General features: G+C 61.5%; 23 protein-coding genes, 1 rRNA gene and 2 pseudogenes. 10 read left to right on the top strand and 16 right to left on the bottom strand.

What is annotated here, in order from left to right:
• Positions 1-46: 46 nt before the first annotated feature.
• A pseudogene (locus tag F8N82_RS27715) lies at positions 47-979 on the bottom strand (HAMP domain-containing protein); the annotation flags it as partial.
• A gap of 436 nt (positions 980-1415) precedes the next feature.
• Between F8N82_RS27715 and F8N82_RS21770 the strand changes: the two are divergent.
• Positions 1416-2309, top strand: coding sequence for a PA4780 family RIO1-like protein kinase (locus F8N82_RS21770; RefSeq protein WP_038997337.1), 894 nt, complete (start codon positions 1416-1418; stop codon positions 2307-2309).
• A gap of 6 nt (positions 2310-2315) precedes the next feature.
• On the opposite strand, the gene cueR is transcribed toward F8N82_RS21770, so the two are convergent.
• The 3 genes from cueR to F8N82_RS21755 are packed head-to-tail and all read right to left on the bottom strand — an operon-like array spanning position 2316 to position 5560.
• The gene (cueR, locus tag F8N82_RS21765; RefSeq protein WP_038997336.1) at positions 2316-2720 is read right to left on the bottom strand and encodes a Cu(I)-responsive transcriptional regulator; all 405 of its coding nucleotides are present in this window, start codon (positions 2718-2720) and stop codon (positions 2316-2318) included.
• Positions 2717-5119 (bottom strand): heavy metal translocating P-type ATPase, encoded by a 2403-nt coding sequence (locus F8N82_RS21760; RefSeq protein WP_038997335.1) that lies wholly within the window; start codon positions 5117-5119, stop codon positions 2717-2719. Before F8N82_RS21760 ends, cueR begins: the two co-directional genes overlap by 4 nt.
• A gap of 54 nt (positions 5120-5173) precedes the next feature.
• Positions 5174-5560 (bottom strand): hypothetical protein, encoded by a 387-nt coding sequence (locus F8N82_RS21755; protein ID WP_038997334.1) that lies wholly within the window; start codon positions 5558-5560, stop codon positions 5174-5176.
• Between the two features lie 147 nt (positions 5561-5707).
• On the opposite strand from F8N82_RS21755, the gene F8N82_RS21750 reads away from it, so the two are divergent.
• Positions 5708-5905 carry a heavy-metal-associated domain-containing protein gene (locus F8N82_RS21750; RefSeq protein WP_038997333.1) on the top strand — a complete coding sequence of 66 codons (198 nt, stop codon included), beginning with the start codon at positions 5708-5710 and terminating at the stop codon, positions 5903-5905.
• A 114-nt stretch (positions 5906-6019) separates the two neighbouring features.
• Complete coding sequence (locus F8N82_RS21745; RefSeq protein WP_038997332.1) at positions 6020-7201, top strand: multidrug effflux MFS transporter; 1182 nt, start codon at positions 6020-6022, stop codon at positions 7199-7201.
• Here F8N82_RS21745 and F8N82_RS21740 read toward each other — a convergent pair.
• Positions 7185-7349 (bottom strand): hypothetical protein, encoded by a 165-nt coding sequence (locus F8N82_RS21740; protein WP_010221743.1) that lies wholly within the window; start codon positions 7347-7349, stop codon positions 7185-7187. The genes F8N82_RS21745 and F8N82_RS21740 overlap by 17 nt on opposite strands.
• A gap of 125 nt (positions 7350-7474) precedes the next feature.
• Complete coding sequence (locus tag F8N82_RS21735) at positions 7475-8485, bottom strand: zinc-binding alcohol dehydrogenase family protein (protein ID WP_038997331.1); 1011 nt, start codon at positions 8483-8485, stop codon at positions 7475-7477.
• A gap of 116 nt (positions 8486-8601) precedes the next feature.
• On the opposite strand from F8N82_RS21735, the gene F8N82_RS21730 reads away from it, so the two are divergent.
• Positions 8602-9519, top strand: a complete 918-nt coding sequence (locus F8N82_RS21730) for a LysR family transcriptional regulator (protein ID WP_038997330.1) — start codon at positions 8602-8604, stop codon at positions 9517-9519.
• A 527-nt stretch (positions 9520-10046) separates the two neighbouring features.
• On the top strand, positions 10047-10763 hold the full coding sequence (locus tag F8N82_RS21725; protein ID WP_038997328.1) for an ArsR/SmtB family transcription factor: 717 nt from the start codon (positions 10047-10049) through the stop codon (positions 10761-10763).
• A gap of 103 nt (positions 10764-10866) precedes the next feature.
• On the opposite strand, the gene F8N82_RS21720 is transcribed toward F8N82_RS21725, so the two are convergent.
• Positions 10867-11820 carry an adenosine deaminase gene (locus F8N82_RS21720; RefSeq protein WP_038997327.1) on the bottom strand — a complete coding sequence of 318 codons (954 nt, stop codon included), beginning with the start codon at positions 11818-11820 and terminating at the stop codon, positions 10867-10869.
• 146 nt (positions 11821-11966) lie between these two features.
• On the opposite strand from F8N82_RS21720, the gene F8N82_RS21715 reads away from it, so the two are divergent.
• Positions 11967-13055 carry a calcium:proton antiporter gene (locus F8N82_RS21715; protein ID WP_038997326.1) on the top strand — a complete coding sequence of 363 codons (1089 nt, stop codon included), beginning with the start codon at positions 11967-11969 and terminating at the stop codon, positions 13053-13055.
• 4 nt (positions 13056-13059) lie between these two features.
• Here F8N82_RS21715 and F8N82_RS21710 read toward each other — a convergent pair whose 3' ends face one another.
• From F8N82_RS21710 to F8N82_RS21700, 3 genes and pseudogenes are all read right to left on the bottom strand, one after another.
• The gene (locus tag F8N82_RS21710; RefSeq protein WP_038997324.1) at positions 13060-14415 is read right to left on the bottom strand and encodes an 8-oxoguanine deaminase; all 1356 of its coding nucleotides are present in this window, start codon (positions 14413-14415) and stop codon (positions 13060-13062) included.
• Between the two features lie 115 nt (positions 14416-14530).
• The gene (locus F8N82_RS21705; RefSeq protein WP_038997322.1) at positions 14531-15211 is read right to left on the bottom strand and encodes an SDR family oxidoreductase; all 681 of its coding nucleotides are present in this window, start codon (positions 15209-15211) and stop codon (positions 14531-14533) included.
• 20 nt (positions 15212-15231) lie between these two features.
• Positions 15232-15441: pseudogene (locus F8N82_RS21700) on the bottom strand (MerR family DNA-binding protein); the annotation flags it as partial.
• Positions 15442-15570: 129 nt separating this feature from the next.
• Between F8N82_RS21700 and F8N82_RS21695 the strand changes: the two are divergent.
• Positions 15571-15984 (top strand): hypothetical protein, encoded by a 414-nt coding sequence (locus F8N82_RS21695; RefSeq protein WP_038997321.1) that lies wholly within the window; start codon positions 15571-15573, stop codon positions 15982-15984.
• Positions 15985-16284: 300 nt separating this feature from the next.
• Here the strand turns inward: F8N82_RS21695 and F8N82_RS21690 are convergent, their stop codons facing one another.
• From F8N82_RS21690 to F8N82_RS21665, 6 genes are all read right to left on the bottom strand, one after another.
• Positions 16285-16869 (bottom strand): IMPACT family protein, encoded by a 585-nt coding sequence (locus F8N82_RS21690; protein ID WP_038997320.1) that lies wholly within the window; start codon positions 16867-16869, stop codon positions 16285-16287.
• Positions 16870-16878: 9 nt separating this feature from the next.
• Positions 16879-17541: a TetR/AcrR family transcriptional regulator gene (locus F8N82_RS21685; RefSeq protein WP_038997319.1), complete on the bottom strand. Its 663-nt coding sequence runs from the start codon at positions 17539-17541 to the stop codon at positions 16879-16881.
• Positions 17542-17603: 62 nt separating this feature from the next.
• Positions 17604-18518, bottom strand: a complete 915-nt coding sequence (locus F8N82_RS21680) for a LysR family transcriptional regulator (RefSeq protein ID WP_038997318.1) — start codon at positions 18516-18518, stop codon at positions 17604-17606.
• A 48-nt stretch (positions 18519-18566) separates the two neighbouring features.
• On the bottom strand, positions 18567-19586 hold the full coding sequence (locus F8N82_RS21675) for an AbrB family transcriptional regulator (protein ID WP_038997317.1): 1020 nt from the start codon (positions 19584-19586) through the stop codon (positions 18567-18569).
• 4 nt (positions 19587-19590) lie between these two features.
• Positions 19591-20211: a hypothetical protein gene (locus tag F8N82_RS21670; protein WP_038997316.1), complete on the bottom strand. Its 621-nt coding sequence runs from the start codon at positions 20209-20211 to the stop codon at positions 19591-19593.
• 133 nt (positions 20212-20344) lie between these two features.
• Positions 20345-20923 (bottom strand): hypothetical protein, encoded by a 579-nt coding sequence (locus tag F8N82_RS21665; RefSeq protein WP_150777035.1) that lies wholly within the window; start codon positions 20921-20923, stop codon positions 20345-20347.
• Between the two features lie 70 nt (positions 20924-20993).
• Here F8N82_RS21665 and F8N82_RS21660 point away from each other — a divergent pair, with 70 nt between their 5' ends.
• The 3 genes from F8N82_RS21660 to F8N82_RS21650 all read left to right on the top strand — a co-directional run bounded on the left by F8N82_RS21660 (position 20994) and on the right by F8N82_RS21650 (position 26049).
• Positions 20994-22340 carry an aspartate aminotransferase family protein gene (locus F8N82_RS21660; protein WP_038997314.1) on the top strand — a complete coding sequence of 449 codons (1347 nt, stop codon included), beginning with the start codon at positions 20994-20996 and terminating at the stop codon, positions 22338-22340.
• 72 nt (positions 22341-22412) lie between these two features.
• A complete protein-coding gene (locus tag F8N82_RS21655; protein ID WP_038997312.1) occupies positions 22413-23906 on the top strand; it encodes a CoA-acylating methylmalonate-semialdehyde dehydrogenase in 1494 nt (497 codons plus the stop codon).
• Between the two features lie 606 nt (positions 23907-24512).
• Positions 24513-26049 (top strand): 16S ribosomal RNA (locus F8N82_RS21650).
• Positions 26050-26097 lie beyond the last annotated feature (48 nt).

Here is a 26097-nt window from a genome sequence, read left to right as displayed (position 1 = left end):
TGTTCGCCGCCTGGCCGATGTTCTGGATCAGGTTGCGAATCGCGCTAAGGAACTGGTTGAACCAGCTGGCCAGTTGCGCGGTTTCGTCGCGCCCGCGCACTTCCAGGCTGCGGGTCAGGTCGCCTTCACCCTGGGCGATGCCTTCCAGGCCGCTGGTAACACTGTGGATCGGGCGCACGATGAGCTTGGCGAAGGTGGCCCCGACCAGGGCAAAGATTGCCGCCAGCACCAGGGCCAGGGCGGCGACCAGCCAGGTCAGCTGGGTGGCGGTCTGCATCACTTCGTCGTGGCGGATCAGGCCAATGAAGTTCCAGCCCAGTTGTTCCGAAGGCCAGACGTTGGCCATGTAGCGTTCGCCATCCAGTTCGACTTCGACCAGGCCCTTGCCGGCCTTGGCCAGTTGCGCATAGCCCTCGCCAAGGCTGCCCAGCTGCTTGAAGTTGTGCGCCGGATCGCGCGGGTCGACCAGCACGCTGCCGTTGTCTTCGAGCAGCATCAGGTAGCCGCTTTCGCCAAGCTTGATCTGCTTGACGATCTCGGTCAGTTGCTTGAGCGAGACGTCGATGTTGACCACGCCACCGGGGTTGCCGAGCTGGTTGGCTATGGCGCGCACGGTACTGACCAGCACGGCGTCATCACCGGCCCAATAGTAGGCGTCGGTGCGCAGGGTCTTGCCTGGGTTGGCCATGGCCGCCTGGTACCAGGGGCGTTGGCGCGGATCGTAGTTGGCCATTTTCGCGTCGCCCGGCCAGAAGGCGTAACCGCCATCGCTCAGGCCGTAGGACACGTAGGAATAGGCGGGATGGCTGGCGGCGAGGCTGGCGAAGAAATCGTAGAGTTTCTTGTCCTGTTCGCCCAGGGCGATTTGCCCAGCATCGGCGCCCAGGTACTTTTTCACCTCGCTGCCGGTAGCGCTGACCAGCGGCTGGGCGGCCAGGTAGTCGACGTTCTGGCTGATGCCTTCGAAGAACAGTTGCATGGCGTTGGCCACCTGGCGGATCTCGCGGCTGCTGCCGTCGACAAAGCCTTCGCGGGCTTCGCTGCGCAGGTTGAGGACCACCAGGGTGGCGACCAGAATCACCGGCAAGCTGGCGATTACGGCGAAGGCCCAGGTCAGTTTTTGTTTTATGTTCATCCGCGCTCCAGAATTTTTCTTGTAAACGTACGAGGCTGCTGCAGACTACATCGGCCGTGTGCACTGGAAATAAAGTGTTACTTGGGGGGAATCCCCCGTATTTATTGGTAGTTGCCGAATTTTGTGACCGTTTGGTCGCCTTCAGGCAGAAAAAGAATGGCAAGTCAGGCAGATAGCCGTTACAACGCAGTGCGGTCTTGCTTCAGCGACAAGCAGGTTCCAGGACCTGAGACCTATAACAATCCCGTGTTTGGCCAGACAGGACCCCCGACAGAAACCGATGAAGACTCCAAAACGCATTGAACCGCTGGTTGAAGATGGACTGGTCGACGAAGTACTGCGACCGCTGATGAGTGGCAAGGAGGCTGCGGTGTATGTGGTCCGCTGCGGTCGGGAGCTACGGTGCGCCAAGGTCTACAAAGAAGCCAACAAGCGCAGTTTCCGCCAGGCCGCCGAGTACCAGGAAGGCCGCAAGGTGCGTAACAGCCGCCAGGCCCGGGCCATGGCCAAGGGCTCCAAGTTCGGCCGCAAGGAGGCTGAAGACGCCTGGCAGAACGCCGAAGTGGCGGCGCTGTTCCGCCTGGCCAATGCCGGTGTGCGGGTGCCCAAGCCTTATGATTTTCTTGATGGCGTGCTGCTCATGGAGCTGGTCGCCGATGAATATGGTGACGCCGCGCCACGCCTGAACGACGTGCACCTGGAGCCTGAGCAGGCCCGGGAATACCACGCCTTCGTGATCCGCCAGATCGTGCTGATGCTCTGCACCGGCCTGGTCCATGGCGACCTCTCGGAGTTCAACGTGCTGCTCGGCCCGGACGGCCCGGTGATCATCGACCTGCCGCAAGCGGTCGACGCCGCCGGCAACAACCACGCGTTCAGCATGCTTGAGCGCGATGTCGGCAACATGGCCGCCTACTTCGGGCGTTTCGCCCCGGAGCTCAAGCAGACGCGCTATGCCCGTGAGATGTGGGCCCTGTACCAGGCCGGCAATCTGCTCCCGGAAAGCCCGTTGACCGGCGTATTCGCCGATGACGAGCACAGTGCTGACGTTGACGGGGTGATGCGCGAGATCGACGCGGCGCGCATTGATGAAGCCCGTCGGCGTGCGGCGAAGGCCGACGCCGAACGGGGCACGGTCAAGGACGAAGAACCGGCGCCGCCCTGGCTCCAGTAAACGCCGTCAGTGACAGCAGCTGCCGCCGGCTGCCAGGTCCTTGAGGATCGGGCAGTCCGGGCGGTCGTCGCCCTGGCAGTGGGCGACCAGCTCGCTCAAGGTGTCACGCAGACTCACCAATTCCTCGATGCGCCGGTTGAGGTCGTCAATGTGCTGGCTGGCCAGGGCCTTGACGTCGGCACTGGCGCGCTGGCGGTCCTGCCACAGGGTCAGCAGGCGGGCGACTTCTTCCAGGGAAAACCCCAGGTCCCGCGAGCGCTTGATGAACGCCAATTGGTGCAGGTCGTCCTGCTGGTACAGGCGATAGCCGCTGTCGCTGCGCAGGGCCGGCTTGAGCAGGCCGATCGACTCGTAGTAGCGGATCATCTTCGCACTCAGCCCTGAGCGGCGGGCGGCTTGGCCGATATTCATTGGGTATCGTCCTCAGGCGGGGTGGCCGGTTTCCAGGTTTTCAACAGCAGCGCGTTGCTGACCACGCTGACGCTCGACAAGGCCATGGCGGCGCCGGCCAGCACCGGGTTGAGCATGCCGAAGGCGGCCAGGGGAATCCCGATCAGGTTGTAGATAAACGCCCAGAACAGGTTCTGGCGGATCTTGGCGTAGGTCTTGCGGCTGATCTCCAGGGCTGCCGGCACCAGGCGCGGGTCGCCGCGCATCAGGGTAATGCCCGCCGCCTGCATGGCCACGTCGGTGCCGCCGCCCATGGCGATGCCGATATCCGCGGCAGCCAGGGCCGGGGCGTCGTTGATGCCGTCGCCGACCATGGCGACCACGCCGGACTGCTTGAGCGTGGCAACGGTGGCGGCCTTGTCGGCGGGCAACACCTCGGCGTACACGTCGGTGATCCCCAAGGCTTGACCCACCACGTTGGCACTGCCGCGGTTGTCGCCGGTCAACAGGTGGCTGCTGATGCCTTGCCCGGCCAGCTGGCGTACTGCTTGCCCGGCACCGGGCTTGAGGCTGTCACCGAAGGCGAACAGACCCAGCACCCGCGGCTGCGGGCTGCGCTCGATCAACCATGACAGGGTACGGCCTTCGGCTTCCCAGGCCTGGGCGCTGCTGGCCAGTTCACCGGGTTGCAGGCCGCTTTCATCCAGCATGCGGCGGTTGCCCAGGGCCAGTTCGCGGCCGTCGAGGACGCCGGCGATACCACGGCCGGTCAGCGACTGGCTGTTGCTGATATCGGCCACCCGCAGGCCTTGCTCTTCGCAGGCATCGAGCACCGCCTTGGCCAACGGGTGCTCGCTGCCGCGCTGCAGGGCGCCGGCCAGTTGCAGCAGATGCGCCTGGTCACCGACCAGCGCATGGCTGTGGACAATGCGCGGGCTGCCGGAGGTCAGGGTACCGGTCTTGTCGAACACCACGCGGTTGACCGCATGGGCGCGCTCCAGGGCTTCGGCGTCCTTGATCAGGATGCCGTGGCGGGCGGCGACACCGGTACCGGCCATGATCGCCGTCGGTGTGGCCAGGCCCAGGGCGCACGGGCAGGCAATCACCAGCACGGCGACGGCGTTGATCAGTGCGGTTTCAATCGGTGCGCCGCTCAGCCACCAGCCCACCAGGGTAATCAGTGCCAGCACCAGCACGGCCGGGACGAATACCTGGCTGACCCGGTCGACCAGTTTCTGGATCGGCGCCTTGGCGGCCTGGGCGTCTTCGACCAGGCGAATGATCCGCGCCAGCACGGTTTCCGTGCCCAGGGCCAGGGTGCGCACCAGCAGACGGCCTTCGCCGTTGATCGCACCGCCGGTGACCTTGTCACCCGGCTGTTTCGGTACCGGCAGGCTTTCGCCGCTGATCAGCGCTTCGTCGGCGTGGCTCTGGCCTTCGACCACCTCACCGTCGACCGGGAAGCGCTCGCCGGGCTTGACCAGCACCAGGTCATGCAGGCGCAGCTCGCTGATGGCGACATCGCGCTCCTGGCCGTCGACCAGCAATAGTGCGCGTTCCGGGCGCAGGGCCTCCAGGGCGCGGATGGCACTGGCGGTCTGGCGCTTGGCCCGGCTTTCGAGGTATTTGCCCAGCAAGATCAGGGCAATCACCACCGCCGAAGCTTCAAAGTACAGGTGCGGCATGACCCCGGCGCTGGCTGTGGCCCATTCGTAAATACTCAGGCCGTAACCGGCACTGGTGCCGATGGCCACCAGCAGGTCCATGTTGCCGGCACCGGCGCGCACGGCTTTCCACGCGGCGACATAGAAGCGCGCACCGAGGATGAACTGCACTGGAGTGGCGAGGACGAACTGCGCCCAGGCCGGCAGCATCCAGTGGATGCCAAAGGGTTGCAGGACCATCGGCAGCACCAGCGGCAGGGCCAGCAGCACCGCCAGGGCCACCGACCAGCGCTCCTTGCGCAGGCGGCGTTCGGCGTCGGCCTGGTTGACCTTGGCGCTCTGCGGCAGGCTGGCGCTATAGCCGGCCTGGCTGACGGCATCGATCAGCACACTGCTGTCGACCTGGCCCAGTAGCTGCAGGTGGGCACGTTCGTTGGCCAGGTTGACGGTCACCTGCTGCACGCCCGCGACCTTGGCCAGGGCGCGCTCGACGCGCCCGACGCAGGAGGCGCAGGTCATGCCGCCGATCTGCAGTTCGAGGCTTTGCGCTGGCACGCTGTAGCCGGCTTGCTCGACGGCTTCGACCAGCGCGGGCAGGCTGTCGGCCGGGGCCTGGATGCGGGCCTGCTCGGTGGCCAGGTTGACACTGACCTGTTCGGCACCAACGACCTTGCGCAGGGCGCGCTCGACCCGGCCAGCACAGCTGGCGCAGGTCATGCCGGCAATCGGCAGATCGAATGTGGTAGATGCGGACATGGGGCACTCCTCCTTGGACAGGCCTCAAGCATCAACCTTGCCATACGGGGAAGGTCAATAGTCCAAGCCGGCCCTGATCAGCTTGAGGCCATTCTGGTCCACGGCGATGCGGTATTTATTGATCTCACCGGCCTTCAAGGTCAGTTGCTGGCTACGCTGGTTCTCCAGGCCGTTCTGGCAGCCCGGCATCTGTGCCGGCAACAGGCGCAGGCGTACCGCGACTTTGCCCGGCGGCAGGTTGAACGAGGTCGACTGCTCCTGGAACAGCCGCGCCGAAAGCTGGTCATCAAGGTATACGCCGATCTCGCACGAGGTCGCCACTTCCAGGCGCTCGCGGGAAATGGTCAGTACGCTGTAGTCGGCGTTGCCTTCGGCGCTGGCCTGGGGAACCAGGCCCATTACTCCCAGCAGGCCGAAAAGGCCCAAAGCTGCCCTGCGCATGAATTCAAACTCCTGCTAATCAATTCTCAGGCTTGCAGCTTGGCGGAGCGGCGCGCTGATTTCCAGCCCGGCAGGCAATCCGGGTACTTGACCTTGCCCCGATGGCAAGCTTGAGACTGCGCTCAAACCCCACAGGAGGCTGTTGCAATGCAAGTATTCACTGTTCAAGGAATGACCTGCGGCCATTGCGCCAAGGCTATCACTCGTGCCGTTCGGGAGCATGATGAGGAGGCTGTGGTCGAGATCGATCTGGCTCGCAAGCTGGTTAAAGTGCAGAGCGAGTTGCCGGCAGACAATATCCTCACGGCAATTCGTGCAGAGGGCTACACGGCCGAACCCGCCTGACAGCCGACGCTTGCGCGGTGGATAAAAGATTCGTCGCGCAAGCGTAACTCTGTCAGCGAAACCCCGGCGGGGCGGTTAGACTAGCGGACTTGCTTAGCCTGCTACGGATTTCCGATGAACCTGCGAACCATCCTGATTCTCGGCGCCTTGAGTGCGTTCGGGCCCCTGGCGATCGACTTCTATCTGCCCGGCTTCCCGGCCATGGCGCTAGCCTTCGGTACCGACGAGAAGCACATCCAGACCACCCTCGCGGCGTACTTCCTCGGCCTGTCGCTAGGCCAGTTGGCCTATGGGCCGGTGGCCGACCGCTTTGGCCGGCGCATTCCGCTGCTGGTCGGGGTGACCCTGTTCACCCTGGCGTCGCTGGCCTGCGCCTTCGCCCCGAGCCTCGATGCGTTGATCGTGGCGCGCTTCGTCCAGGCCCTCGGTGGCTGTGCCGGGATGGTGCTGTCGCGGGCGATCGTCAGCGACAAGTGCGATGCCGTGGGTTCGGCCAAGGTCTTCTCGCAGCTGATGCTGGTCATGGGCCTGGCACCGATCCTGGCACCGATGCTTGGAGGCCTGATGGTCAACCTGTATGGCTGGCAGTCGATCTTCATTGCCCTGACCCTGTTCAGTGCCCTGTGCACCCTGGCCGTGGCCCTGGGCCTGCCGGAAAGCCTGCCGGCCAATCAGCCGCGCCCGCCCTTGTCCGGCTCGCTGCGCCAGTACGGGCGGTTGTTCAAGGACCGCATTTTCCTCGGCCACGCCTTGACCGGCGGCATTGCCATCGCCGGGATGTTTGCCTATATCGCCGGCTCGCCGTTCGTCTTCATCAAGCTCTATGGGGTACCGGCCGAACACTATGGCTGGTTGTTCGGCAGTAACGCGGCGGGGTTCATTCTGGTGGCGCAGATTAATGCGCGACTGCTGGCCAAGCGTGGCCCGGCCTTCTTGCTGGCCCGGGCGGTGTGGGTCTACCTGGCGGCGGGCCTGACCTTGCTGGGCATCAGCGCATTGCACCCGACGGCGCTGTGGCCTTTGCTGATTCCGTTGTTCATCTGCATCGCCAGCCTCGGCTGCATCATCCCCAACGCCTCGGCTTGCGCCATGAGCGGGCAGGGCGCCCGGGCCGGCAGCGCTTCAGCACTGCTGGGATGTTTGCAGTTCAGTGTGGCGGCCGCGGCTGCGGCGCTGGTGGGGGTGCTGCACGACGGCACGGCGGTACCGATGGCCATCGTCATCAGCCTGTGCGGCCTGGCGGTGGTGAGCGTGGCGATGCTGACCCGCAGGCTGAACCTCAGCCGCTGCGTTTGAGCGGGTGCGGCGCCTGGAGCCTGGCTTGCAGGGTGTTGACGAAGGCGCGGGCCTCGGCCTCGCTGCGAAAGCTCACCACATGCTGGTCGAGCTGAACCTGCCATGGGCAGCCGGGCTTTTTTGCTGATGCACTGACCTGGATATTCATATCTGCATACCTGAGGTTGGCGTTGGCTGATGCATTGTAGCGCCGGCCACGGGCAGCGGAATGACCTGAGTCAGTTGTCGGACTGACGGTCGCGCCCACCCCGCAAGCGAGGTGGGCGCGCCTTTTCAGAAGCCTTCCAGAACGATCTTGCCCTTGGCCGCGCCGCTTTCCAGCAGGGCATGGGCGCGGCGCAGGTTGGCGGCATTGATGGTGCCGAAATGCTCGCCCAGGGTAGTCTTCAACGTGCCGTTGTCGATCAGTTCGGCCACCCGGTTGAGCAGGTTGTGCTGCTCGATCATGTCGGCGGTTTCGAACAGCGAGCGGGTGTACATGAACTCCCAGTGCAGCGACAGGCTCTTGCGCTTGAGCTTGGTCACGTCCAGCTGCTTGGGATCATCGATCAGCGCCAGTTTGCCTTGCGGCGCCAGGGCTTCGACCAATTGCTCGAGGTGCTGGTCGGTCTGGGTCAGGCTGGCGACGTGCGTCACCTGCTCGATGCCCTGGGCCTTGAGCGCGGCGGCCAGCGGCTGACTGTGATCGACGACCTGATCGGCGCCCAGTTCACGCACCCAGTCCTGGGTTTGCGGGCGCGAGGCGCTGCCGATCACGGTGAGGCCGGTCAGCTTGCTTGCCAGTTGCGTGAGGATAGAGCCGACGCCGCCAGCGGCACCGACAATCAGCAGACTCTGGCCGAGGTCCTGTTGGCCCTCGGCGATCTGCAGGCGCTCGAACAGCAGTTCCCAGGCGGTGATGGCGGTCAACGGCAGCGCCGCCGCTTCGGCAAAGCCCAGGGTTTTCGGCATGTGCCCGACGATCCGCTCATCCACCACATGCAGCTCGCTGTTGCCGCCAGCACGGGCGATGGAGCCTGCGTAATAAACCTTGTCGCCCGGCTGGAACAGACTGACCTCGCTGCCCACCGCCTTGACCACACCGGCCACGTCCCAGCCCAGTACCTTGGCGCTGCCTTCTGGCTGCACGTTCTGGCGAACCTTGGTATCCACCGGGTTCACCGAAATCGCCCGCACTTCTACCAACAGGTCGTGTGGGCCGGGTTCGGGGGCTGGCAGTTCGATGTCTTGCAGGGCGGCCGCGTCGGTGATGGGCAGCGAGTGATAGTAGGCAACGGCTTTCATGGAAGTTCCTCGGCGAGTGGTCAATGAGGGCCATGATTGGTGCTTTCACTTGCGGTTAAAAGCCGCTAAAACTACAGATACTTTCAATATTATTTTGATAATGGCGGGTGCCCGGGTTGCGTATCGATGATCTGCAGTTGTTCGTTCGTGCTGCCGAACTGGGCAGTCTGTCTGCTGCGGCACGTTTGCTCGATTTGTCACCGGCCGTGGCCAGCGCGTCGCTCAAACGGCTGGAGCAGCAGTTGGGCGTGCGCTTGCTGGCGCGTTCGACCCGCAACCTGCGCCTGACCGCCGAGGGCGAAGGTTACTTGCAGCATGCCCGCTCTGCTCTGTCGAGCCTGGAGGAGGGGCAGCGAATTCTGGCCCATGGGCAGGATCAGGTCAGCGGCACCCTGCAGTTGTCGGCACCCTCGGATTTTGGTCGTAACGTACTGCTGCCGTGGCTCGATGAGTTGCAGGACGAGCACCCGCAGCTCAATGTGCGCTTGCTGCTGGGCGATCGCAATGCCGACCTGTTTCGCCAGGCCGCGGATATTGCACTGCGTTATGGCGCCCCGGAAGACTCAAGCCTGGTGGCCTTGCCGCTGTGCCCGGACAACCGCCGGGTGTTGTGCGCTTCAGCCGCCTACCTGGCCCGGCACGGCGAACCAACGCAAGTTGCGCAACTGGCCCAGCACAATTGCCTGCTGTACCAGCTTGGCAGCCGTGTGCATGACCATTGGCGCTTTGGCGAGGGCGCCAGTGAGGTGGGCGTGAGTGTGCGCGGAGATCGCTTCTGTGACGATGCCGATGTGGTCCGGCGCTGGGCGTTGGCGGGTGTCGGTATCGCGTACAAGTCCTGGCTGGATGTGGCCAATGACGTGCAGGCCGGGCGGTTGAAGTTAGTCTTGCCACACTTGCAGGGTGAAGCTGCACCACTGAACTTGATGTGCACTCATCGGGCACAATTGGGCAAGCCCGTACAGTTGTTGCGAAATATGCTGCGCACACGTTGTCAGGCACTGTTCGAAAAACTGCTGGTTTTCAGCGTCTGAGAACTTTAAAGCGTGATGCTCCTACATTGATTCTATGTATTGTTTGTGGGTTGCAGCAAAATTTATTGTAGGTTTTATCTGGTAATATGAAGTCGGTACTGAGGCGGAAGTTGCGAGCAAGATATGTAACATGGGGGTTGGGGTGTAAGTGTCCAAACGTATCCTGAGCGCCGCGCCGCGCGGCCCCTGCTGAGGTTGTTCATACCATGGGGATTCGGCGGATTATGTTCGCGCAACGCGGCTTATAATGGATCCAGCAGTCATTTCCAGCGAGAGATACTTCCATGTCCAGGTCGGCAAGTGTTGCCTCTCACTCAGACATCGCCTGGCGCTGGCCCGGGCTGACTGCCTGTGAGGTGTTCGACCGCAAGTAGCTTGAATAACTTTTGTATGTTCGTGTTGCAGGAGGATCACGACGACTTGATAACTTTCACTTCCTGCCTTTCTGGCATCGGACACCTCGCAGTAAATGCTGCCGACATGGTTAATCAATCGATATCAGACATGATCTCGCAGGGAGTTGAGATATGAAACCAGTAACAAGTATCAGCCAGATCGCCAGCTTGTTGGCCGACCCGAAACGCAGTGCAATGCTCTGGGCGTTGATCGATGGCATGGCACGTCCTTCCGATGAGCTGGCGAGCCTGGCTGGGCTCACCCCTTCTTCAGCTTGTGCGCACCTGGCCAGGCTGTCGGCCAGTGGCTTGCTGAAGCTGGAACCGCGGGGGCGCAAACGCTATTTCAGGCTGGCTGCGCCAGAGGTTGGCGCGGCGGTCGAAGCGCTGGCAAGCGTTCAGGTCAACACCCCCGCAGACAGTCGCGAGCAAGAGCTGGGCGGAATTCCACTGTCAATGCGCCGGGCACGGCTGTGTGGTGATCACTTGGGCGGTGAGCTGGCGGCGGACCTCTACCAACGGCTGTTTGACGCCGGCTGGCTGGAAGGCAGCGAGCACAATCTCGAAGTGACTCAGCAAGGCCGTATGCAGTTTGCCGCTTACGGTATTTTCATCGATGCCCTGGCCCAGCATCAGCGCCGAAGCTTCAGCAGTTGCCGTTGCTGCAGCGAATGGAGCGACCATCGTCCACACCTGGGCGGCGCGTTGGGCAGCAGCCTGCTCAAGCTGTTCCTGCAATCTGGCTGGATACGTGAAAGTGAAACCTCACGCATGTTGCAGATCAGCGCGACGGGGTTGGCGCATATCAACCGCATCGCTGAACGCCCGGTGCTGAAGACCGCAGGCTGATTGGCACGCAGCGCCTGGAGCGTTTGCCGCTCACTCTAAGGGCGCTTTAAGGAGTGTGTTCCAGGGCGTGGGAGCGGATGCATCCGCTCCCACCAACTCGCTGTCACGCTTTGACCAACCGCGCATCCAGGCTGTTCTGCGCCAGGCGCCGGGCCTGGTCCTGGGTCATGCCCAGGTGTTCATGCAGGGCCTGGAAGTTCTCGGTGACGTAACCACCGAAGTACGCCGGGTCATCGGAGTTGACCGTGACCTTCACGCCACGCTCGAGCATGTCGAGGATGTTGTGCTGACGCATGTGGTCGAACACGCACAGCTTGGTGTTGGACAGCGGGCAGACGGTCAGCGGGATCTGCTCGTCGATGATCCGCTGCATCAGGCGTTCGTCTTCGATGGCGCGCACGCCGTGGTCGATCCGCTGGATCTTGAGCAGGTCGAGGGCTTCCCAGATGTACTCGGGCGGTCCTTCTTCGCCGGCGTGGGCAACGGTCAGGAAGCCTTCGCTGCGGGCGCGGTCGAACACGCGCTGGAACTTGCTCGGCGGATGGCCCATTTCCGAGCTGTCGAGGCCGACGGCGATGAAGGCATCACGAAACGGCAGGGCCTGGTCGAGGGTCTTGTGTGCTTCTTCTTCGCTGAGGTGGCGCAGGAAGCTGAGGATCAGGCCGCTGCTGATGCCCAGTTGTTGCTGGCCATCCTTGAGTGCGCCGCTGATGCCGTTGAGCACCACTTCGAAGGGAATACCGCGATCGGTGTGAGTCTGCGGGTCAAAGAACGGCTCGGTGTGAATCACGTTCTGCGCTTTGCAGCGCAGCAGGTAGGCCCAGGTCAGGTCGTAGAAGTCCTGCTCGGTGCGCAGTACGTCGGCGCCCTGGTAGTAGAGGTCGAGAAATTCCTGCAGGTTGTTGAATGCGTAGGCGCCGCGCAGGGCTTCGACATCGTTCCAGGGCAGGGCGATCTTGTTGCGCTCGGCCAGGGCGAACAGCAACTCGGGCTCCAGCGATCCTTCCAGGTGCAGGTGTAATTCTGCCTTGGGCAGAGCGTTAAGCCAGTCGTACATAGTGGTGGAATCTCATCAGGTGCGGTTGGCGCCATTCTACAGAGGTTGCGCTGTCCACGCGGAGAAAGCTGACCGGGCGGTAACCCCGGGAAACCTTCTACAGTGACTACAGTCACTAGCCAGTACCCACCTGCGCAGGGCCGCCGATGCTCGGACTACTGAATCAGGAAAAGCCCTTGCTGCTCGCGGTGCTGCTGGCCGCGCTGGCCTGGCCGCTACAGGGCCTACTGCTCGGTCATGGCCATGGCGTGGCGCTGCTCGCCGGGGTGGTGCTGGTGGTCGCGATCATCTGCGCCTCGATGCGCGTGGCGCAGCATGCCGAACTGCTCGCGGAAAAAGTTGGCGACCCCTACGGCACCATGATCCTTACCCTGTCGGCGGTAATGGTCGAGGTGCTGATCCTGGCGATCATGATGAGCAACCAGGCTTCGCCGACGCTGGTGCGGGACACCATCTATTCGGCAGTGATGCTCGACATCAATGGCATTCTCGGCCTGGCCGCGCTGATGGGCGGGCTCAAACATGGCGAACAGTCGTACAACGACGATTCGGCGCGCACCTACAGCGTGATGATCATGACCGCCATGGGCGTGTCGATGGTGGTGCCGGAGTTCATTCCGCGTGCCGACTGGAAGCTCTACTCGGGGTTCACCATCGCCGCAATGGTGGTGCTCTATGCCTTGTTCCTGCGCATGCAGGTCGGGCCGCACAGTTACTTCTTCAGTTACAGTTATCCACAGAAAAAGCGCCGCGATCCGCAGGGTGGTGCGGCGGCACCTGTGAATAAAGTACGGTCGATCGCCATTCTGGTCAGCGGCGTGGTGATCATCGGCCTGCTTGCCGAAGTCATGTCGCACACCCTCGATTACGGCCTCGAAGGCAGCGGCGCGCCACCGGTACTGATGGCCATCGTGGTGGCGGCAATTTCCGCCGCCCCGGAGATTCTGACTGCCTTGCGCGCGGCGTTGGCCAATCGCATGCAGTCGGTGGTCAATATCGCCCTGGGCGCGTCGCTGTCCACGGTGATATTGACCGTTCCGCTGATGGAGGCGATGGCGCTCTACACCGGCCAGCCATTTCAGATGGCCATGACCCCGGTGCAGACGGTGATGGTTTTCATCACCCTGATCGTCAGTGCGATCAACCTCAATGATGGCGAAACCAACGCGATCGAGGGCATGACCCACTTCGTGTTGTTCGCCACCTTCATCATGCTGGCATTGCTCGGCCTTTGAGCCTTCAGCCAGCGATCAACTGGGCGGCGGCCTGACGGTGGTCGGCAATCAGTTGCTGAACGTCCAGGCCTTCAATCTGACCATCCGTTACCCGCCACTGGCCACCGACCATGACCCGGTCAGCGCGGTCGGCGCCGCACAGCAACAAGGCCGAAAGCGGATCGTGGCTGCCAGAGAAACGCAGCTCGTCGAGTTTGAACAGGGCCAGGTCGGCCTGCTTGCCCACCGCCAGCTCGCCGATGTCGGTGCGCCCGAGCAACTGCGCCGAACCGCGGGTGGCCCAGCCCAGTACCCGTTCCGGAGTGATCGCTTCGGCGCCATAGCGTAGCCGTTGCAGGTACAGGGCCTGGCGCGCTTCGAGGATCATGTTCGATGCATCGTTGGAGGCCGAACCGTCCACGCCCAGGCCCACTGGCGCACCGGCCTCGGTCAGCTCAAGGGTCGGGCAGATGCCCGAGGCCAGGCGCATGTTCGAGCTCGGGCAATGGCAGATGCCGGTGCCGGCGGCGCCTAGGCGGGCGATCTCGTCCGGGTTGAAATGGATGCCATGGGCCAGCCAGGTACGCGGGCCAAGCCAGCCGACGCTGTCGAGGTAATCAACCGTTCGCAGGCCGAAGCGCTGCAGGCAGAAGTCTTCTTCGTCGAGGGTTTCGGCCAAGTGGGTATGCAGGCGCACGTCCAGCTCCACTGCCAGGTCCGCGCTGGCGCGCATGATCTCTGGGGTAACCGAGAACGGCGAGCAGGGCGCCAGGGCAATCTGGATCTGCGCGCCTTCGCCGCGCTCGTGGTAGCTGTGGATAAGTCGCTGGCTGTCGGCCAGGATCACTTCACCCTGCTGCACTGTCTGCTGCGGCGGCAGGCCGCCGTCGGCTTCGCCCAGGCTCATGGAACCGCGGGTGAGCATGGCGCGCATACCCAGTTTGCGTACCGCTTCGACTTGTACGTCGATGGCGTTTTCCAGGCCATCGGGGAACAAGTAATGGTGGTCGGCGGCGGTGGTGCAGCCCGACAGCAGCAGCTCGGCCAGGGCCACGCGGGTCGCCAGCTCAAGCTTGGCCGGGGTCAGCCGGGCCCAGACCGGGTACAGGGTTTTCAACCAGGGGAACAACGGCTGGTTGACCACCGGCGCCCAGGCGCGGGTCAGGGTCTGGTAGAAGTGGTGGTGGGTGTTGATAAGTCCCGGCAGCACCACGTGTTCGCGGGCATCGAAGACTTGTCCACAGGGGCTGGCCGGGCTTTGGCCAAGGGCGAGAACTTCCTGGATACAGCCGTCTTCGATCACCAGGCCGCCACGGGCGTCGAGGGTGTTGGAAGTGAAGATGGCCAGGGGGTTTTTCAACCAGATGCGGGTCGCAGGCATGGTGCCGGCTCCTCTGAAAGTGGGTTCAGGTTAGCCAGCTCAGTGTTGCCCTGTCTGCTGATCCAGGTCCGCCGCGGTGGGCGAGGCGTCGAGTCTACACCCACCGCGCGGGGTTTCACCAGATCAGGCTTTCGCCTTTGTAATTGATGAACTGCAGGCCGCCTTTGCCGGCGTTGGCCTTGATTTGCTTAAGCATGCCGCGGGTGCTGGTCAGTACATCGATCTCGGCGTTTTCGCCGCCCATGTCGGTTTTCACCCAGCCCGGGTGCATGGCCAGGACGGTTTGCGGCGGTTGTTGCAGGGTGACGAAACTGTTGATCATCGAGTTCAACGCCGCCTTGCTGGCTTTGTACAGGCACATCTCGCTGCCGTCGGGAATGGCGACGCTGCCGAGGATCGAACTCATGAACGCCAGCACGCCGTCTTCGCGCAGTTGTGGGGCCAAGCGCTGGGCGACACGAATGGGCGACACGGCATTGGTCAGGAACAGGTCGCCAACGTCGGCCAATTGCGCGCCTTCGGGGTTCTGATCGCCCGGGCCCATGACCCCGGCATTGACGAACAGCAGGTCAAACACCTGCCCCTTCAAGCGTTGCTGGAGGGCATCGAGTTGGCTGCCACTGTTCATTTCCAGGGTTTCAACCTGTACGCCCGACACTGCTGCCAGGTCGTGCGCTTTGGCCGGGTCGCGCACCGTGGCGACCACATTCCAGCCGTCTTCCACCAGGCGTTGCACCAGACCAAGGCCCAGGCCGCGCGAGGCGCCAATGATCAGGGCGGTTTTGTTCGTGGACATGCAAGACTCCTTTCGAGGGTTCAGGCGCCGACAGCGCGCAGAGGGCAGGATTGTTTCAAGCGTTGCTGCAGCTCCAGGCGCAACTGGCCCAGTTCTTCGATACAGGCTTCGACCAGCGCCAGCTTGTCTTGCAGCAGGCGGGCTACCGCTGTGTCCGGATCGCGGGCCTGCCACAGTTCGGCCACGCTTTGGCCGATTTCCGTGAGGCTGAAGCCCAAGCGCAGGGGTGTCACGGCTGACGCCGCAGGCTTGGGCAAGTTCACCGATACGCACGACGGGCTTCTTGAAGCGCAGGCTTGACCTTGGAGCATACTCCAGGCTTTAGCCTGCTGCCTTCATTCAATGCAAGGAGCAGGAACATGTGGAGCAACGCTGCCTATCGCAAGCTGGTGCGCGCCAGTGGCTGGTATGACCTGATCGTCACTGCGGCCTTTGTCACGCCCTGGAGCTTCGCTTTTGTCTATGGCTTGCTCGGGCAGCTTCATCAGCACTGGGGCCTGGCTGGCGAGGTACCGGACTTTGCGCCCATGCATGTGCTGCTGGCCAACCTGATGGGTTCGATCGTCTGTGTCTGGTCGGTATTGCGCATCCGTGATCCGCAGGTGCAGTTTGGCCGTTACGACGCGCTCGGGCGCCTGCTGTTTGCCACCTGGCAGGGCTATGCCCTGGTCCACGGCGCCACACCCTTGCTGTGGGGGATCCTGGTACTGGAGCTGCTGTGGATGCTGCTGCAACTGTTGCCGGTTCGCCACGGCGCACAAGTGTCTGGTTGAAAAATGATCAATTGCCTTTGCGCTCGGCGGTATAAGCCGTTGGCGCAGGGGTGCACGGCTTATCCACAGCTTGCTCCACAGTATTTGTGTGCAAGCGCGCAGGTTGGGTATAAGCCGGTCAGTGGCAGCTTTCAGCCGTAATAACTGGGGATAACTCGCTGATTTTTCGGCAGTTCAAGCGCTGTCATCAAATCTTGATCAAAATATGATCGTTCTTCTGCAGGCCCCGTGGTTAAAGGCTCGCAGGCGAATGCCCAGAGCTTATCCACAGCCGGGCCCACAGTGAATGTGGGCAAATGTTCAGGCGCGTTCCAGCAGGATCCGCCCGCGGCTGAGGTCGGCCAGCTGGCGCTGCAGCGATTCGATCTGCTCCTCGCCCAAGGCCAGGCGCAGGTCGACGCCATTGGCGGTGAACTGTTCGTCCAGGACCAGGCCGTCGGCCTCGGCAACACGCAATTTGAGCAGCGCCAGTTCGCTGAAGCTGCAACTGCAGGTCAGCTCGCTGCGGCTGACCAGCAAGCGTTTTTCTGCCTGCTGCAGGCACTTGTTGGCGCCACCGCCATAAGCGCGGGCAAGGCCACCGGTACCCAACTGGATGCCGCCGTACCAGCGGATCACCAGCACCACCACCTGATCGCAATCCTGGGCTTCGATGGCCGCCAGGATTGGCCGCCCAGCGGTGCCGCCGGGTTCGCCGTCGTCGCTGCTGCGGTATTGCGCGCCGAGTTTCCAGGCCCAGCAGTTGTGGGTGGCGGCGAGATCGCTATGGCTTTCGATGAAGCTCATGGCTTCGGCCGGGCTGCTGATCGGCGCAGCCAGGGTGATGAAACGGCTCTTGCGAATTTCTTCGCGAAACTCGCAGGTGTCGAGCAGGGTAAAAGGCATAAGGCAGATTCAGTCGCGAGGTGTCAGGCCACAGCCTTTGAGAATGATGTGGATAAGATTGTTGCTGGCATCTTCCATGTCCTGCTTGGTCAGGCGGCTGCGGCCGGTGACCTGGCAGATCTGGGTGGCGAAGTCGGCATAGTGCTGGGTACTGCCCCAGAGCAGGAAGATCAAGTGTACCGGGTCGACCGGGTCCATCTTGCCGGCGTCGATCCAGGCCTGGAACACCGCGGCCCGGCCCTTGAACCAGGCGCGGTAGTCTTCGCTGAAATAGTCGCTCAGGCACTGCCCGCCGCTGATGATCTCCATGGCGAAGATCCGCGAGGCCTGCGGGTTGCGCCGGGAGAACTCCATCTTGGTGCGGATGTAGCTGCTCAACGCCTGGGCCGGGTCATCGTCGACGGTCAGGGCGTTGAAAGTGCTGTCCCACAGTTCGATGATGTTGCTCAGCACCGCTACATACAGGCCAAGCTTGTTGGTGAAGTAATAGTGCAGGTTGGCCTTGGGCAACCCGGCCTTGAGGGCGATGGTGTTCATGCTGGTGCCCTTGAAACCGTGGCGGGCGAATTCGTCCTCGGCGGCCTGGATGATGGCCTGCTCGTTCTTCTGGCGAATGCGGCCGGCGGGCTTGCCCGAGGCTTGGAGGCGATGCGCAGGGACTTCAAAGGTCATGAACGGTTCCAGACAAGGCAGTGGGTATCTCTTATGACTGGCTAACCTACCAGCATTAGCCCTCAGCGAGTAGCCGCCAGGCTTTCGAGGAAGCTTTCCAGCACCAGGTGCGGGCGTCGGCCTTTGCGCGTCACCCAGCACAGGCTCAGGTCATAGAAGCGTTCGACGGGCTTGAGTGCACGCAGGCGGCCTTGTTGCACCCAGAAGGATGCGTAATGGTCGGGCAGGTAGCCGATATAGCGCCCAGTCAGGATCAGGAAGGCCATGCCTTCGCGGTCCGAGGCGCTGGCGGTGCAGTTGAGCGCCTGGTAATGGGCCTGGATATCGGCGGGCAGGCGGAAGGTCGGGGCAATGGCGTCCTGGCTATTGAGGCGCTCGTCATCGAGTTGGCCATCGTCGGCATAAAACAGCGGGTGGCCGACCGCGCAGTAGAGCAGCGAGCGTTCGCTGTACAGCGGTTGGTACTCAAGGCCCGACAGCGGGCTGGTCTGCGGTACCACGCCAACGTGCAGGCTGCCATCGAGCACGCCTTGTTCGACCTGGCTGGGGGCGATCATACGGATCTGGATACGCACGTCCGGGCCACGGTCCTTGAGCTGGGCCAGGGCATGGGTAATGCGCATGTGCGGCAGGGTCACCAGGTTGTCGGTCAGGCCGATGTTCAGTTCGCCGCGCAAATGCTGGTGCAGGCCGTTGACTTCGGTGCGAAAGCTTTCCAGGGCGCTGAGCAACTGCAACGCCGACTGATACACCTCGCGGCCTTCCTCGGTCAGCGAAAAACCGGCGCGCCCGCGCTGGCACAGGCGCAACCCCAGGCGCTGTTCAAGGTCGCTCATCTGCTGGCTGATGGCCGAGCGACCGATGCCCAGGACGTTCTCGGCGGCCGAGAAGCCGCCGCACTCCACCACGCTGCGGTAGATCTTCAACAGGCGGATATCGAAATCGCTGACCTGGGCCAGAGGTTGTGGACGTTTCACGCGATGCCCTTGCGTTCAGGAACATGAAAGGCACACAACATACGCTGATCAGACATTCTCGCGCCAGCGGCGAGCCTGGACGAGCAGGGCTGGGGCAAAGTGCAGTACGACCATCCGCAGCAGGTGATGTGTCAGGATGAATACCACATTCAGCCCGCCGCTGAAGGCGACGATGGCAATGGTCTCGATGGCGCCGGGCATGTAGGCCAGCCACAAGGTGAACGGATCGCTGTCCAGCACCTTGGCGGCCACCCCGGCAAAGGCTGCGGCGACCAGCAGCATCAGGCCCACGGACATCAGCCCGGCGCGGCCATGGCGGAGCAGCTCCTTCAGGCTGATTTCCCTGAACCTGGCGCCAATCAGCACACCGAGGATCAGGGCTGCAGCATCGACGCTCCACTGCGGCATATGGAAAGCATGCAGCAGCCCCAGCTTTACATAGATCCCCGAGGCGATGATCGCTGTCAGCATGAAAGGGGCAGGCACACCGACTTTCAACAGCAGGCGGCCAAGCGCAATGCACAGCACGATCAGCGACAGCAGAGTAAGTACTGTCATGAAGGTCAATGGACTGTCCGCGCTTGTAGGCGCTCCGGCACTTGCCGGTATACACAGACTCACCAGCAATGTGATCGACAGCAGTCGCACCAGGTGGACAACGATCACTTTGCTGGATGCACGTTCAGACTCAAGCAGATCGAACACCGCTGCCAAGGCGCCCGGGTAGACAGCCAGTAGTGAATCCTTGCGGTTCCACACCGAGACTTTCTGCAACCACAGGGCAGCCACGACAATCTGCGTTGTCAGGCACAGGAGCAACAAACCGAGGCTCGGCAGCATGGTCGCCACCGTCTGGTTGTCCCACGCCTCGAACATCAGTCCGGTGGCAATGCCCAAGGCGATTTGCACATAGACCAGGCCAAAGCGCAGCCGCGGCGCCACATTGAACCTGCTGACGACAATTGCCGTCGCCGCTATCGAGCCCAGCAGCAGGCCGTGGGGGACACCTGCGTACTGCAAGGCAGCGCCCGTCACGGCAGCGATCAGCAAACACACGAAGGTTTTCATAGGTTCAGGTGCTCAATGCACGAAGGTTGCGGTAGATGGTTTCAGCCTGCATCTGCAGGACGTCGATATTGCTGACGGCATAGAACACGCCCGTGGTCGGAGCGCCAATGGCAAAGATAGTAGACGGGCCCTGGTGGTTGATGACGCGACAATCGTCATAGCGCACATCGATCCCGCCGTACTGATGCTCAATACAGATACCGCAAGCAGCCAGATTTTTATAGAGCGCACCTTGCATCGCATCGCTAGCGCCCGTGGCATTGACGACATCGGAGAGCCGGCAATTGAAATCACGCCCGCGAGCCAGGAAGCCACCTGCTGCTACGCTGATATCGGCCAATCCGGTTCGACAAGCCAAGCGTCCGCAATGCATGTGCTGGTGAGTCTTGATCCAGTTTTCCTTGGGGATGGGAACCCGCAGTTGCCTCCAGGCACCCCGGAAGCGTCCTACGAATACTTTCCTTTCGCGCGCGGAGAGCAGGTTCCAGATCATCGGCACGATCAGGTTGGTCGAAGAGAACACCGAGTAGATATCCTCGCGGGCCACCGAGGCCTGGGTGTGATCGCGCATGAGGTCATCGAGGGTGGTGTCGATGCCCTGCGCTTGCAGTTCTTCGTCGAACATCGCTCGCACCGTCGACCTGCCAGGTCATGGCAGGTGACAAAGACCGGCTGTCGGGGTGTCCTTCAGTCGGTGTCCGATACCCGGCATGAGTTGGTTGGCGATGCCTGGTGTCGTTGTTCGAAGGGATGCTGGCTTACGCCCAGACGAGGGTATCCCTGACCCAGCTGTCGAGTTGCGTGAGATGGTCGCGGACTTCCTTCTCACTGTTGCCCTCGACAATCGCCGAGACGATTTCGCCGTTGGTCATTTTCATTGCGCAATGGTCCGTGCCCTTTTCGGCCGTGACCGAGCAATAGCGAATGAAGGGCAAGTCGATGGATGCCGGGAAGTCGATCAGCTTGCCGTTACGCGGCGGTACGTTTAGTTGACCCAGCAAGTGGCGCGGTGGCAGCAACGAGGTTAACGACGCTGACTTACCGCCACGTTCGGCATCGATCAGGGCCAGGCGCGGATTCAACCCATAGGCTTCGGTCAACTCCTGATTGACGCTGCAGCCTCCAAGGCGGCAGGCGATTTTGCAGACGATGAGGTCGTCGCCGTCGACAAACACCTCGAGGTGGAACAGCAGGGTGCCGAGGTGTGGTAACGCCTGCTCGATGATGCTTCGGGTCAGTTTCACGCTTTGCTCAGGCGGCAGGCCTGGCATCGTGAAGCTAGGTGTAAAATGTTTAGTAATATTGAAACTAAGGATCGTAAAAGCCAGATTTTCCAAACCTTATGCTCATGCCAATTTAGCGCAACAACACTTGTCGCTGCCCAATTGCCTTGCGAGGACTTGTCCGATGAATCTGCCTGAAAACGCTCCTGTCGGTCTGGCCAGCCAGCTCAAGCTGGACGCCCACTGGATGCCCTATACCGCCAACCGCAATTTTCAGCGCGATCCACGGCTGATCGTCGCCGCCGAAGGCAGCTACCTGACCGACGACAAGGGTCGCAAGATCTATGACGCGTTGTCCGGCCTGTGGACCTGCGGTGCCGGTCACACCCGCAAGCAGATCCAGGAGGCGGTATCGCGCCAGTTGGGCGTGCTCGATTATTCGCCGGCCTTCCAGTTCGGTCACCCGCTGTCGTTCCAGCTGGCCGAGAAGATCACCGACCTGACCCCAGGCAACCTCAATCACGTCTTTTATACCAACTCCGGTTCCGAGTGCGCAGACACCGCGGTGAAGATGGTCCGTGCCTACTGGCGCCTCAAGGGCCAGGCTACCAAGACCAAGCTGATCGGCCGTGCCCGTGGCTATCACGGGGTTAACATCGCCGGCACCAGCCTGGGTGGCGTCAACGGTAACCGCAAGCTGTTCGGCCAGTTGCTCGACGTCGATCACATTCCGCACACCCTGCTGCCTGGCAATGCTTTCACCAAGGGCATGCCGGAAGAGGGCGGTATCGCCCTGGCCGATGAAATGCTCAAGCTGATCGAGCTGCACGATGCCTCGAACATCGCCGCGCTGATCGTCGAGCCGCTGGCCGGTTCCGCCGGCGTGCTGCCGCCACCCAAGGGCTACTTGAAACGCCTGCGGGAAATCTGCGACCAGCACAACATCCTGCTGATCTTCGACGAAGTCATTACCGGCTTCGGCCGCATGGGTTCGATGTTCGGTGCCGATGCCTTCGGCGTGACCCCGGACCTGATGTGCATCGCCAAACAGGTCACCAACGGCGCCATCCCGATGGGCGCGGTGATCGCCAGCAGCGAGATCTACCAGACCTTCATGAACCAGCCGACCCCGGAATACGCGGTGGAATTCCCCCACGGCTACACTTACTCGGCGCACCCGGTTGCCTGCGCCGCCGGTATCGCTGCGCTGGACCTGCTGGAGAAGGAAAACCTGGTGCAGTCGGCTGCCGAACTGTCACCGCACTTCGAGAAGGTGCTGCACGGGGTCAAGGGCGCGAAGAACATCATCGACATCCGTAACTACGGCCTGGCCGGTGCGATCCAGATTGCCGCCCGTGACGGCGATGCAATCGTGCGTCCGTACGAGATCGCCATGAAGCTGTGGAAAGCCGGCTTCTATGTGCGCTTCGGCGGTGACACCCTGCAGTTCGGCCCAACCTTCAACAGCCAGCCGCAGGAACTGGATCGTCTGTTCGATGCGGTCGGCGAGGCCATCAACCAGGTCGATTGATTGTCCCTCTATATATAAGAAGCGGGCGCGAGTGATTTCGCGCCCAGGCATACCCTCTTTCTGGAGTTCTGCATGAGCACTGTTCAACACCTGATCAACGGCGAACTGGTTGCTGCCGACACGCGCACCGCCGATGTCTTCAACCCGTCTACTGGCCAGGCTATCCACAAGGTCGCCCTGGCCAGCAAGCAAACCGTGCAGCAGGCCATCGACTCGGCCAAGGCCGCCTTCCCGGCCTGGCGCAACACGCCACCGGCCAAACGTGCCCAGGTGATGTTCCGCTTCAAGCAACTGCTGGAGCAGAACGAAGCGCGTATCTCGCAACTGATCAGCGAAGAGCACGGCAAGACCGTGGAAGACGCCGCCGGTGAACTCAAGCGCGGTATCGAGAACGTCGAGTTTGCCTGCGCCGCCCCGGAAGTGCTCAAGGGCGAGTACAGCCGCAACGTCGGCCCGAACATCGATGCCTGGTCCGACTTCCAGCCGCTGGGCGTGGTGGCCGGTATCACCCCGTTCAACTTCCCGGCCATGGTGCCACTGTGGATGTATCCACTGGCCATTGCCTGCGGTAACTGCTTCATCCTCAAGCCGTCGGAACGTGACCCGAGCTCGACCCTGCTGATCGCCCAGCTGCTGCACGAAGCCGGCCTGCCTAAAGGCGTGCTCAACGTGGTGCACGGCGACAAGGAAGCGGTTGATGCCCTGATCGAGGCGCCAGAGGTCAAGGCCCTGAGTTTTGTCGGGTCGACGCCGATCGCCGAGTACATCTATGCCGAAGGCACCAAACGCGGCAAACGCGTCCAGGCACTGGGCGGGGCGAAGAACCATGCAGTACTGATGCCTGATGCCGATCTGGACAATGCCGTCAGCGCGCTGATGGGCGCAGCCTATGGTTCCTGCGGCGAGCGTTGCATGGCCATCTCGGTGGCTGTGTGCGTTGGCGACCAGGTGGCCGATGCACTGATCGCCAAGCTCGAACCGCAAATCAAGGCACTGAAGATTGGCGCCGGTACCTCCTGCGGCCTGGACATGGGCCCGCTGGTGACCGCCGCAGCCCGTGACAAGGTGGTTGGCTACATCGACGATGGCGTCGCTGCCGGTGCGCAACTGGTAGTCGACGGTCGTGGCTACCGGGTTGCCGGTAACGAAGACGGCTACTTTGTCGGCGGTACGTTGTTCGACCGCGTGACGACCGAGATGCGCATCTATAAAGAAGAGATCTTCGGGCCGGTACTGTGCGTGGTGCGCGTGGACAGCCTGGAAGAGGCCATGCGCCTGATCAACGAACACGAATACGGCAACGGTACCTGCATCTTCACCCGTGACGGTGAAGCGGCGCGCCTGTTCTGCGACGAGATCGAAGTGGGCATGGTCGGCGTTAACGTCCCGTTGCCGGTACCGGTGGCTTACCACAGCTTCGGTGGCTGGAAGCGCTCGCTGTTCGGCGACCTGCATGCCTATGGCCCGGATGGTGTGCGTTTCTACACTCGCCGCAAAGCGATTACCCAGCGCTGGCCGCAGCGTGCCAGCCATGAAGCGTCGCAGTTTGCCTTCCCGAGCCTTTAAGGGCGGGTAGCTGCAAGCTGCAAGTTGAGCGCGGTGCTAGCGCTTTTACTTGCAGCTTGAAGCTTGTGGCTTATAGCTAAAACGTCACTTCTGAAACAAAGTTGAAATAAGTCCTTGACGCCCCTGCAGATGTGTCTATAATTCGCCCCACTTCCGGCGCAGTCGGAACTAAAAACTCCTTTAGTTTCAAAGAGTTAGCGGTTCCAGGGTCATCCGGAAGGGCTTCGATCGAAAGATCGACAGCGGTGAAAAAGGCAGTTGACAGCGGTTTGAAACGCTGTAGAATTCGCCTCCCGCTGACGAGAGATTGCAGCGAGTCAAGTGGTTGAAGTTGAAAGAGAAATTCTGAAAAACTTCAAAATAAACGCTTGACAGGCTCTGAGGAAAGCGTAGAATGCGCGCCTCGGTTGAGACGAAAAGCTCTTAACCAACCGCTCTTTAACAACTGAATCAAGCAATTCGTGTGGGTGCTTGTGAGCTCAGACTGATAGTCAAAAAGATTATCAGCATCACAAGTGGCTACACGAAAAATCGAAAGATTTTGAAAGTAAGTCATTTGAGATTGCTGAGCCAAGTTTAGGGTTTTCTCAAAACCCAAGCAGTATTGAACTGAAGAGTTTGATCATGGCTCAGATTGAACGCTGGCGGCAGGCCTAACACATGCAAGTCGAGCGGATGAGAAGAGCTTGCTCTTCGATTCAGCGGCGGACGGGTGAGTAATACCTAGGAATCTGCCTGGTAGTGGGGGACAACGTTTCGAAAGGAACGCTAATACCGCATACGTCCTACGGGAGAAAGCAGGGGACCTTCGGGCCTTGCGCTATCAGATGAGCCTAGGTCGGATTAGCTAGTTGGTGAGGTAATGGCTCACCAAGGCGACGATCCGTAACTGGTCTGAGAGGATGATCAGTCACACTGGAACTGAGACACGGTCCAGACTCCTACGGGAGGCAGCAGTGGGGAATATTGGACAATGGGCGAAAGCCTGATCCAGCCATGCCGCGTGTGTGAAGAAGGTCTTCGGATTGTAAAGCACTTTAAGTTGGGAGGAAGGGTACTTACCTAATACGTGAGTATTTTGACGTTACCGACAGAATAAGCACCGGCTAACTCTGTGCCAGCAGCCGCGGTAATACAGAGGGTGCAAGCGTTAATCGGAATTACTGGGCGTAAAGCGCGCGTAGGTGGTTTGTTAAGTTGAATGTGAAATCCCCGGGCTCAACCTGGGAACTGCATCCAAAACTGGCAAGCTAGAGTAGGGCAGAGGGTGGTGGAATTTCCTGTGTAGCGGTGAAATGCGTAGATATAGGAAGGAACACCAGTGGCGAAGGCGACCACCTGGGCTCATACTGACACTGAGGTGCGAAAGCGTGGGGAGCAAACAGGATTAGATACCCTGGTAGTCCACGCCGTAAACGATGTCAACTAGCCGTTGGAATCCTTGAGATTTTAGTGGCGCAGCTAACGCATTAAGTTGACCGCCTGGGGAGTACGGCCGCAAGGTTAAAACTCAAATGAATTGACGGGGGCCCGCACAAGCGGTGGAGCATGTGGTTTAATTCGAAGCAACGCGAAGAACCTTACCAGGCCTTGACATGCAGAGAACTTTCCAGAGATGGATTGGTGCCTTCGGGAACTCTGACACAGGTGCTGCATGGCTGTCGTCAGCTCGTGTCGTGAGATGTTGGGTTAAGTCCCGTAACGAGCGCAACCCTTGTCCTTAGTTACCAGCACGTTATGGTGGGCACTCTAAGGAGACTGCCGGTGACAAACCGGAGGAAGGTGGGGATGACGTCAAGTCATCATGGCCCTTACGGCCTGGGCTACACACGTGCTACAATGGTCGGTACAGAGGGTTGCCAAGCCGCGAGGTGGAGCTAATCTCACAAAACCGATCGTAGTCCGGATCGCAGTCTGCAACTCGACTGCGTGAAGTCGGAATCGCTAGTAATCGCGAATCAGAATGTCGCGGTGAATACGTTCCCGGGCCTTGTACACACCGCCCGTCACACCATGGGAGTGGGTTGCACCAGAAGTAGCTAGTCTAACCTTCGGGAGGACGGTTACCACGGTGTGATTCATGACTGGGGTGAAGTCGTAACAAGGTAGCCGTAGGGGAACCTGCGGCTGGATCACCTCCTTAATCGACAGACATCAGCTGTCTTATGAGCTCCCACACGAATTGCTTGAT

The sequence above is a fragment of the Pseudomonas fluorescens genome (assembly GCF_902497775.2).
GTDB classification, from domain to species: domain Bacteria; phylum Pseudomonadota; class Gammaproteobacteria; order Pseudomonadales; family Pseudomonadaceae; genus Aquipseudomonas; species Aquipseudomonas putida_F.
The sequence above is the reverse complement of the archived record's forward strand: the minus strand, read 5'-3'. Positions and strand labels throughout refer to the sequence as shown.

Bases quoted from the DNA above. Each gene is read 5' to 3' on its own strand.
- F8N82_RS21770 (WP_038997337.1), top strand. From the start codon at position 1,416: ATGAAGACTCCAAAACGCATTGAACCGCTGGTTGAAGATGGACTGGTC.
- cueR (WP_038997336.1), bottom strand. From the start codon at position 2,720: ATGAATATCGGCCAAGCCGCCCGCCGCTCAGGGCTGAGTGCGAAGATG.
- F8N82_RS21760 (WP_038997335.1), bottom strand. From the start codon at position 5,119: ATGTCCGCATCTACCACATTCGATCTGCCGATTGCCGGCATGACCTGC.
- F8N82_RS21755 (WP_038997334.1), bottom strand. From the start codon at position 5,560: ATGCGCAGGGCAGCTTTGGGCCTTTTCGGCCTGCTGGGAGTAATGGGC.
- F8N82_RS21750 (WP_038997333.1), top strand. From the start codon at position 5,708: ATGCAAGTATTCACTGTTCAAGGAATGACCTGCGGCCATTGCGCCAAG.
- F8N82_RS21745 (WP_038997332.1), top strand. From the start codon at position 6,020: ATGAACCTGCGAACCATCCTGATTCTCGGCGCCTTGAGTGCGTTCGGG.
- F8N82_RS21740 (WP_010221743.1), bottom strand. From the start codon at position 7,349: ATGAATATCCAGGTCAGTGCATCAGCAAAAAAGCCCGGCTGCCCATGG.
- F8N82_RS21735 (WP_038997331.1), bottom strand. From the start codon at position 8,485: ATGAAAGCCGTTGCCTACTATCACTCGCTGCCCATCACCGACGCGGCC.
- F8N82_RS21725 (WP_038997328.1), top strand. From the start codon at position 10,047: ATGAAACCAGTAACAAGTATCAGCCAGATCGCCAGCTTGTTGGCCGAC.
- F8N82_RS21720 (WP_038997327.1), bottom strand. From the start codon at position 11,820: ATGTACGACTGGCTTAACGCTCTGCCCAAGGCAGAATTACACCTGCAC.
- F8N82_RS21715 (WP_038997326.1), top strand. From the start codon at position 11,967: ATGCTCGGACTACTGAATCAGGAAAAGCCCTTGCTGCTCGCGGTGCTG.
- F8N82_RS21710 (WP_038997324.1), bottom strand. From the start codon at position 14,415: ATGCCTGCGACCCGCATCTGGTTGAAAAACCCCCTGGCCATCTTCACT.
- F8N82_RS21705 (WP_038997322.1), bottom strand. From the start codon at position 15,211: ATGTCCACGAACAAAACCGCCCTGATCATTGGCGCCTCGCGCGGCCTG.
- F8N82_RS21695 (WP_038997321.1), top strand. From the start codon at position 15,571: ATGTGGAGCAACGCTGCCTATCGCAAGCTGGTGCGCGCCAGTGGCTGG.
- F8N82_RS21690 (WP_038997320.1), bottom strand. From the start codon at position 16,869: ATGCCTTTTACCCTGCTCGACACCTGCGAGTTTCGCGAAGAAATTCGC.
- F8N82_RS21685 (WP_038997319.1), bottom strand. From the start codon at position 17,541: ATGACCTTTGAAGTCCCTGCGCATCGCCTCCAAGCCTCGGGCAAGCCC.
- F8N82_RS21675 (WP_038997317.1), bottom strand. From the start codon at position 19,586: ATGAAAACCTTCGTGTGTTTGCTGATCGCTGCCGTGACGGGCGCTGCC.
- F8N82_RS21670 (WP_038997316.1), bottom strand. From the start codon at position 20,211: ATGTTCGACGAAGAACTGCAAGCGCAGGGCATCGACACCACCCTCGAT.
- F8N82_RS21660 (WP_038997314.1), top strand. From the start codon at position 20,994: ATGAATCTGCCTGAAAACGCTCCTGTCGGTCTGGCCAGCCAGCTCAAG.
- F8N82_RS21655 (WP_038997312.1), top strand. From the start codon at position 22,413: ATGAGCACTGTTCAACACCTGATCAACGGCGAACTGGTTGCTGCCGAC.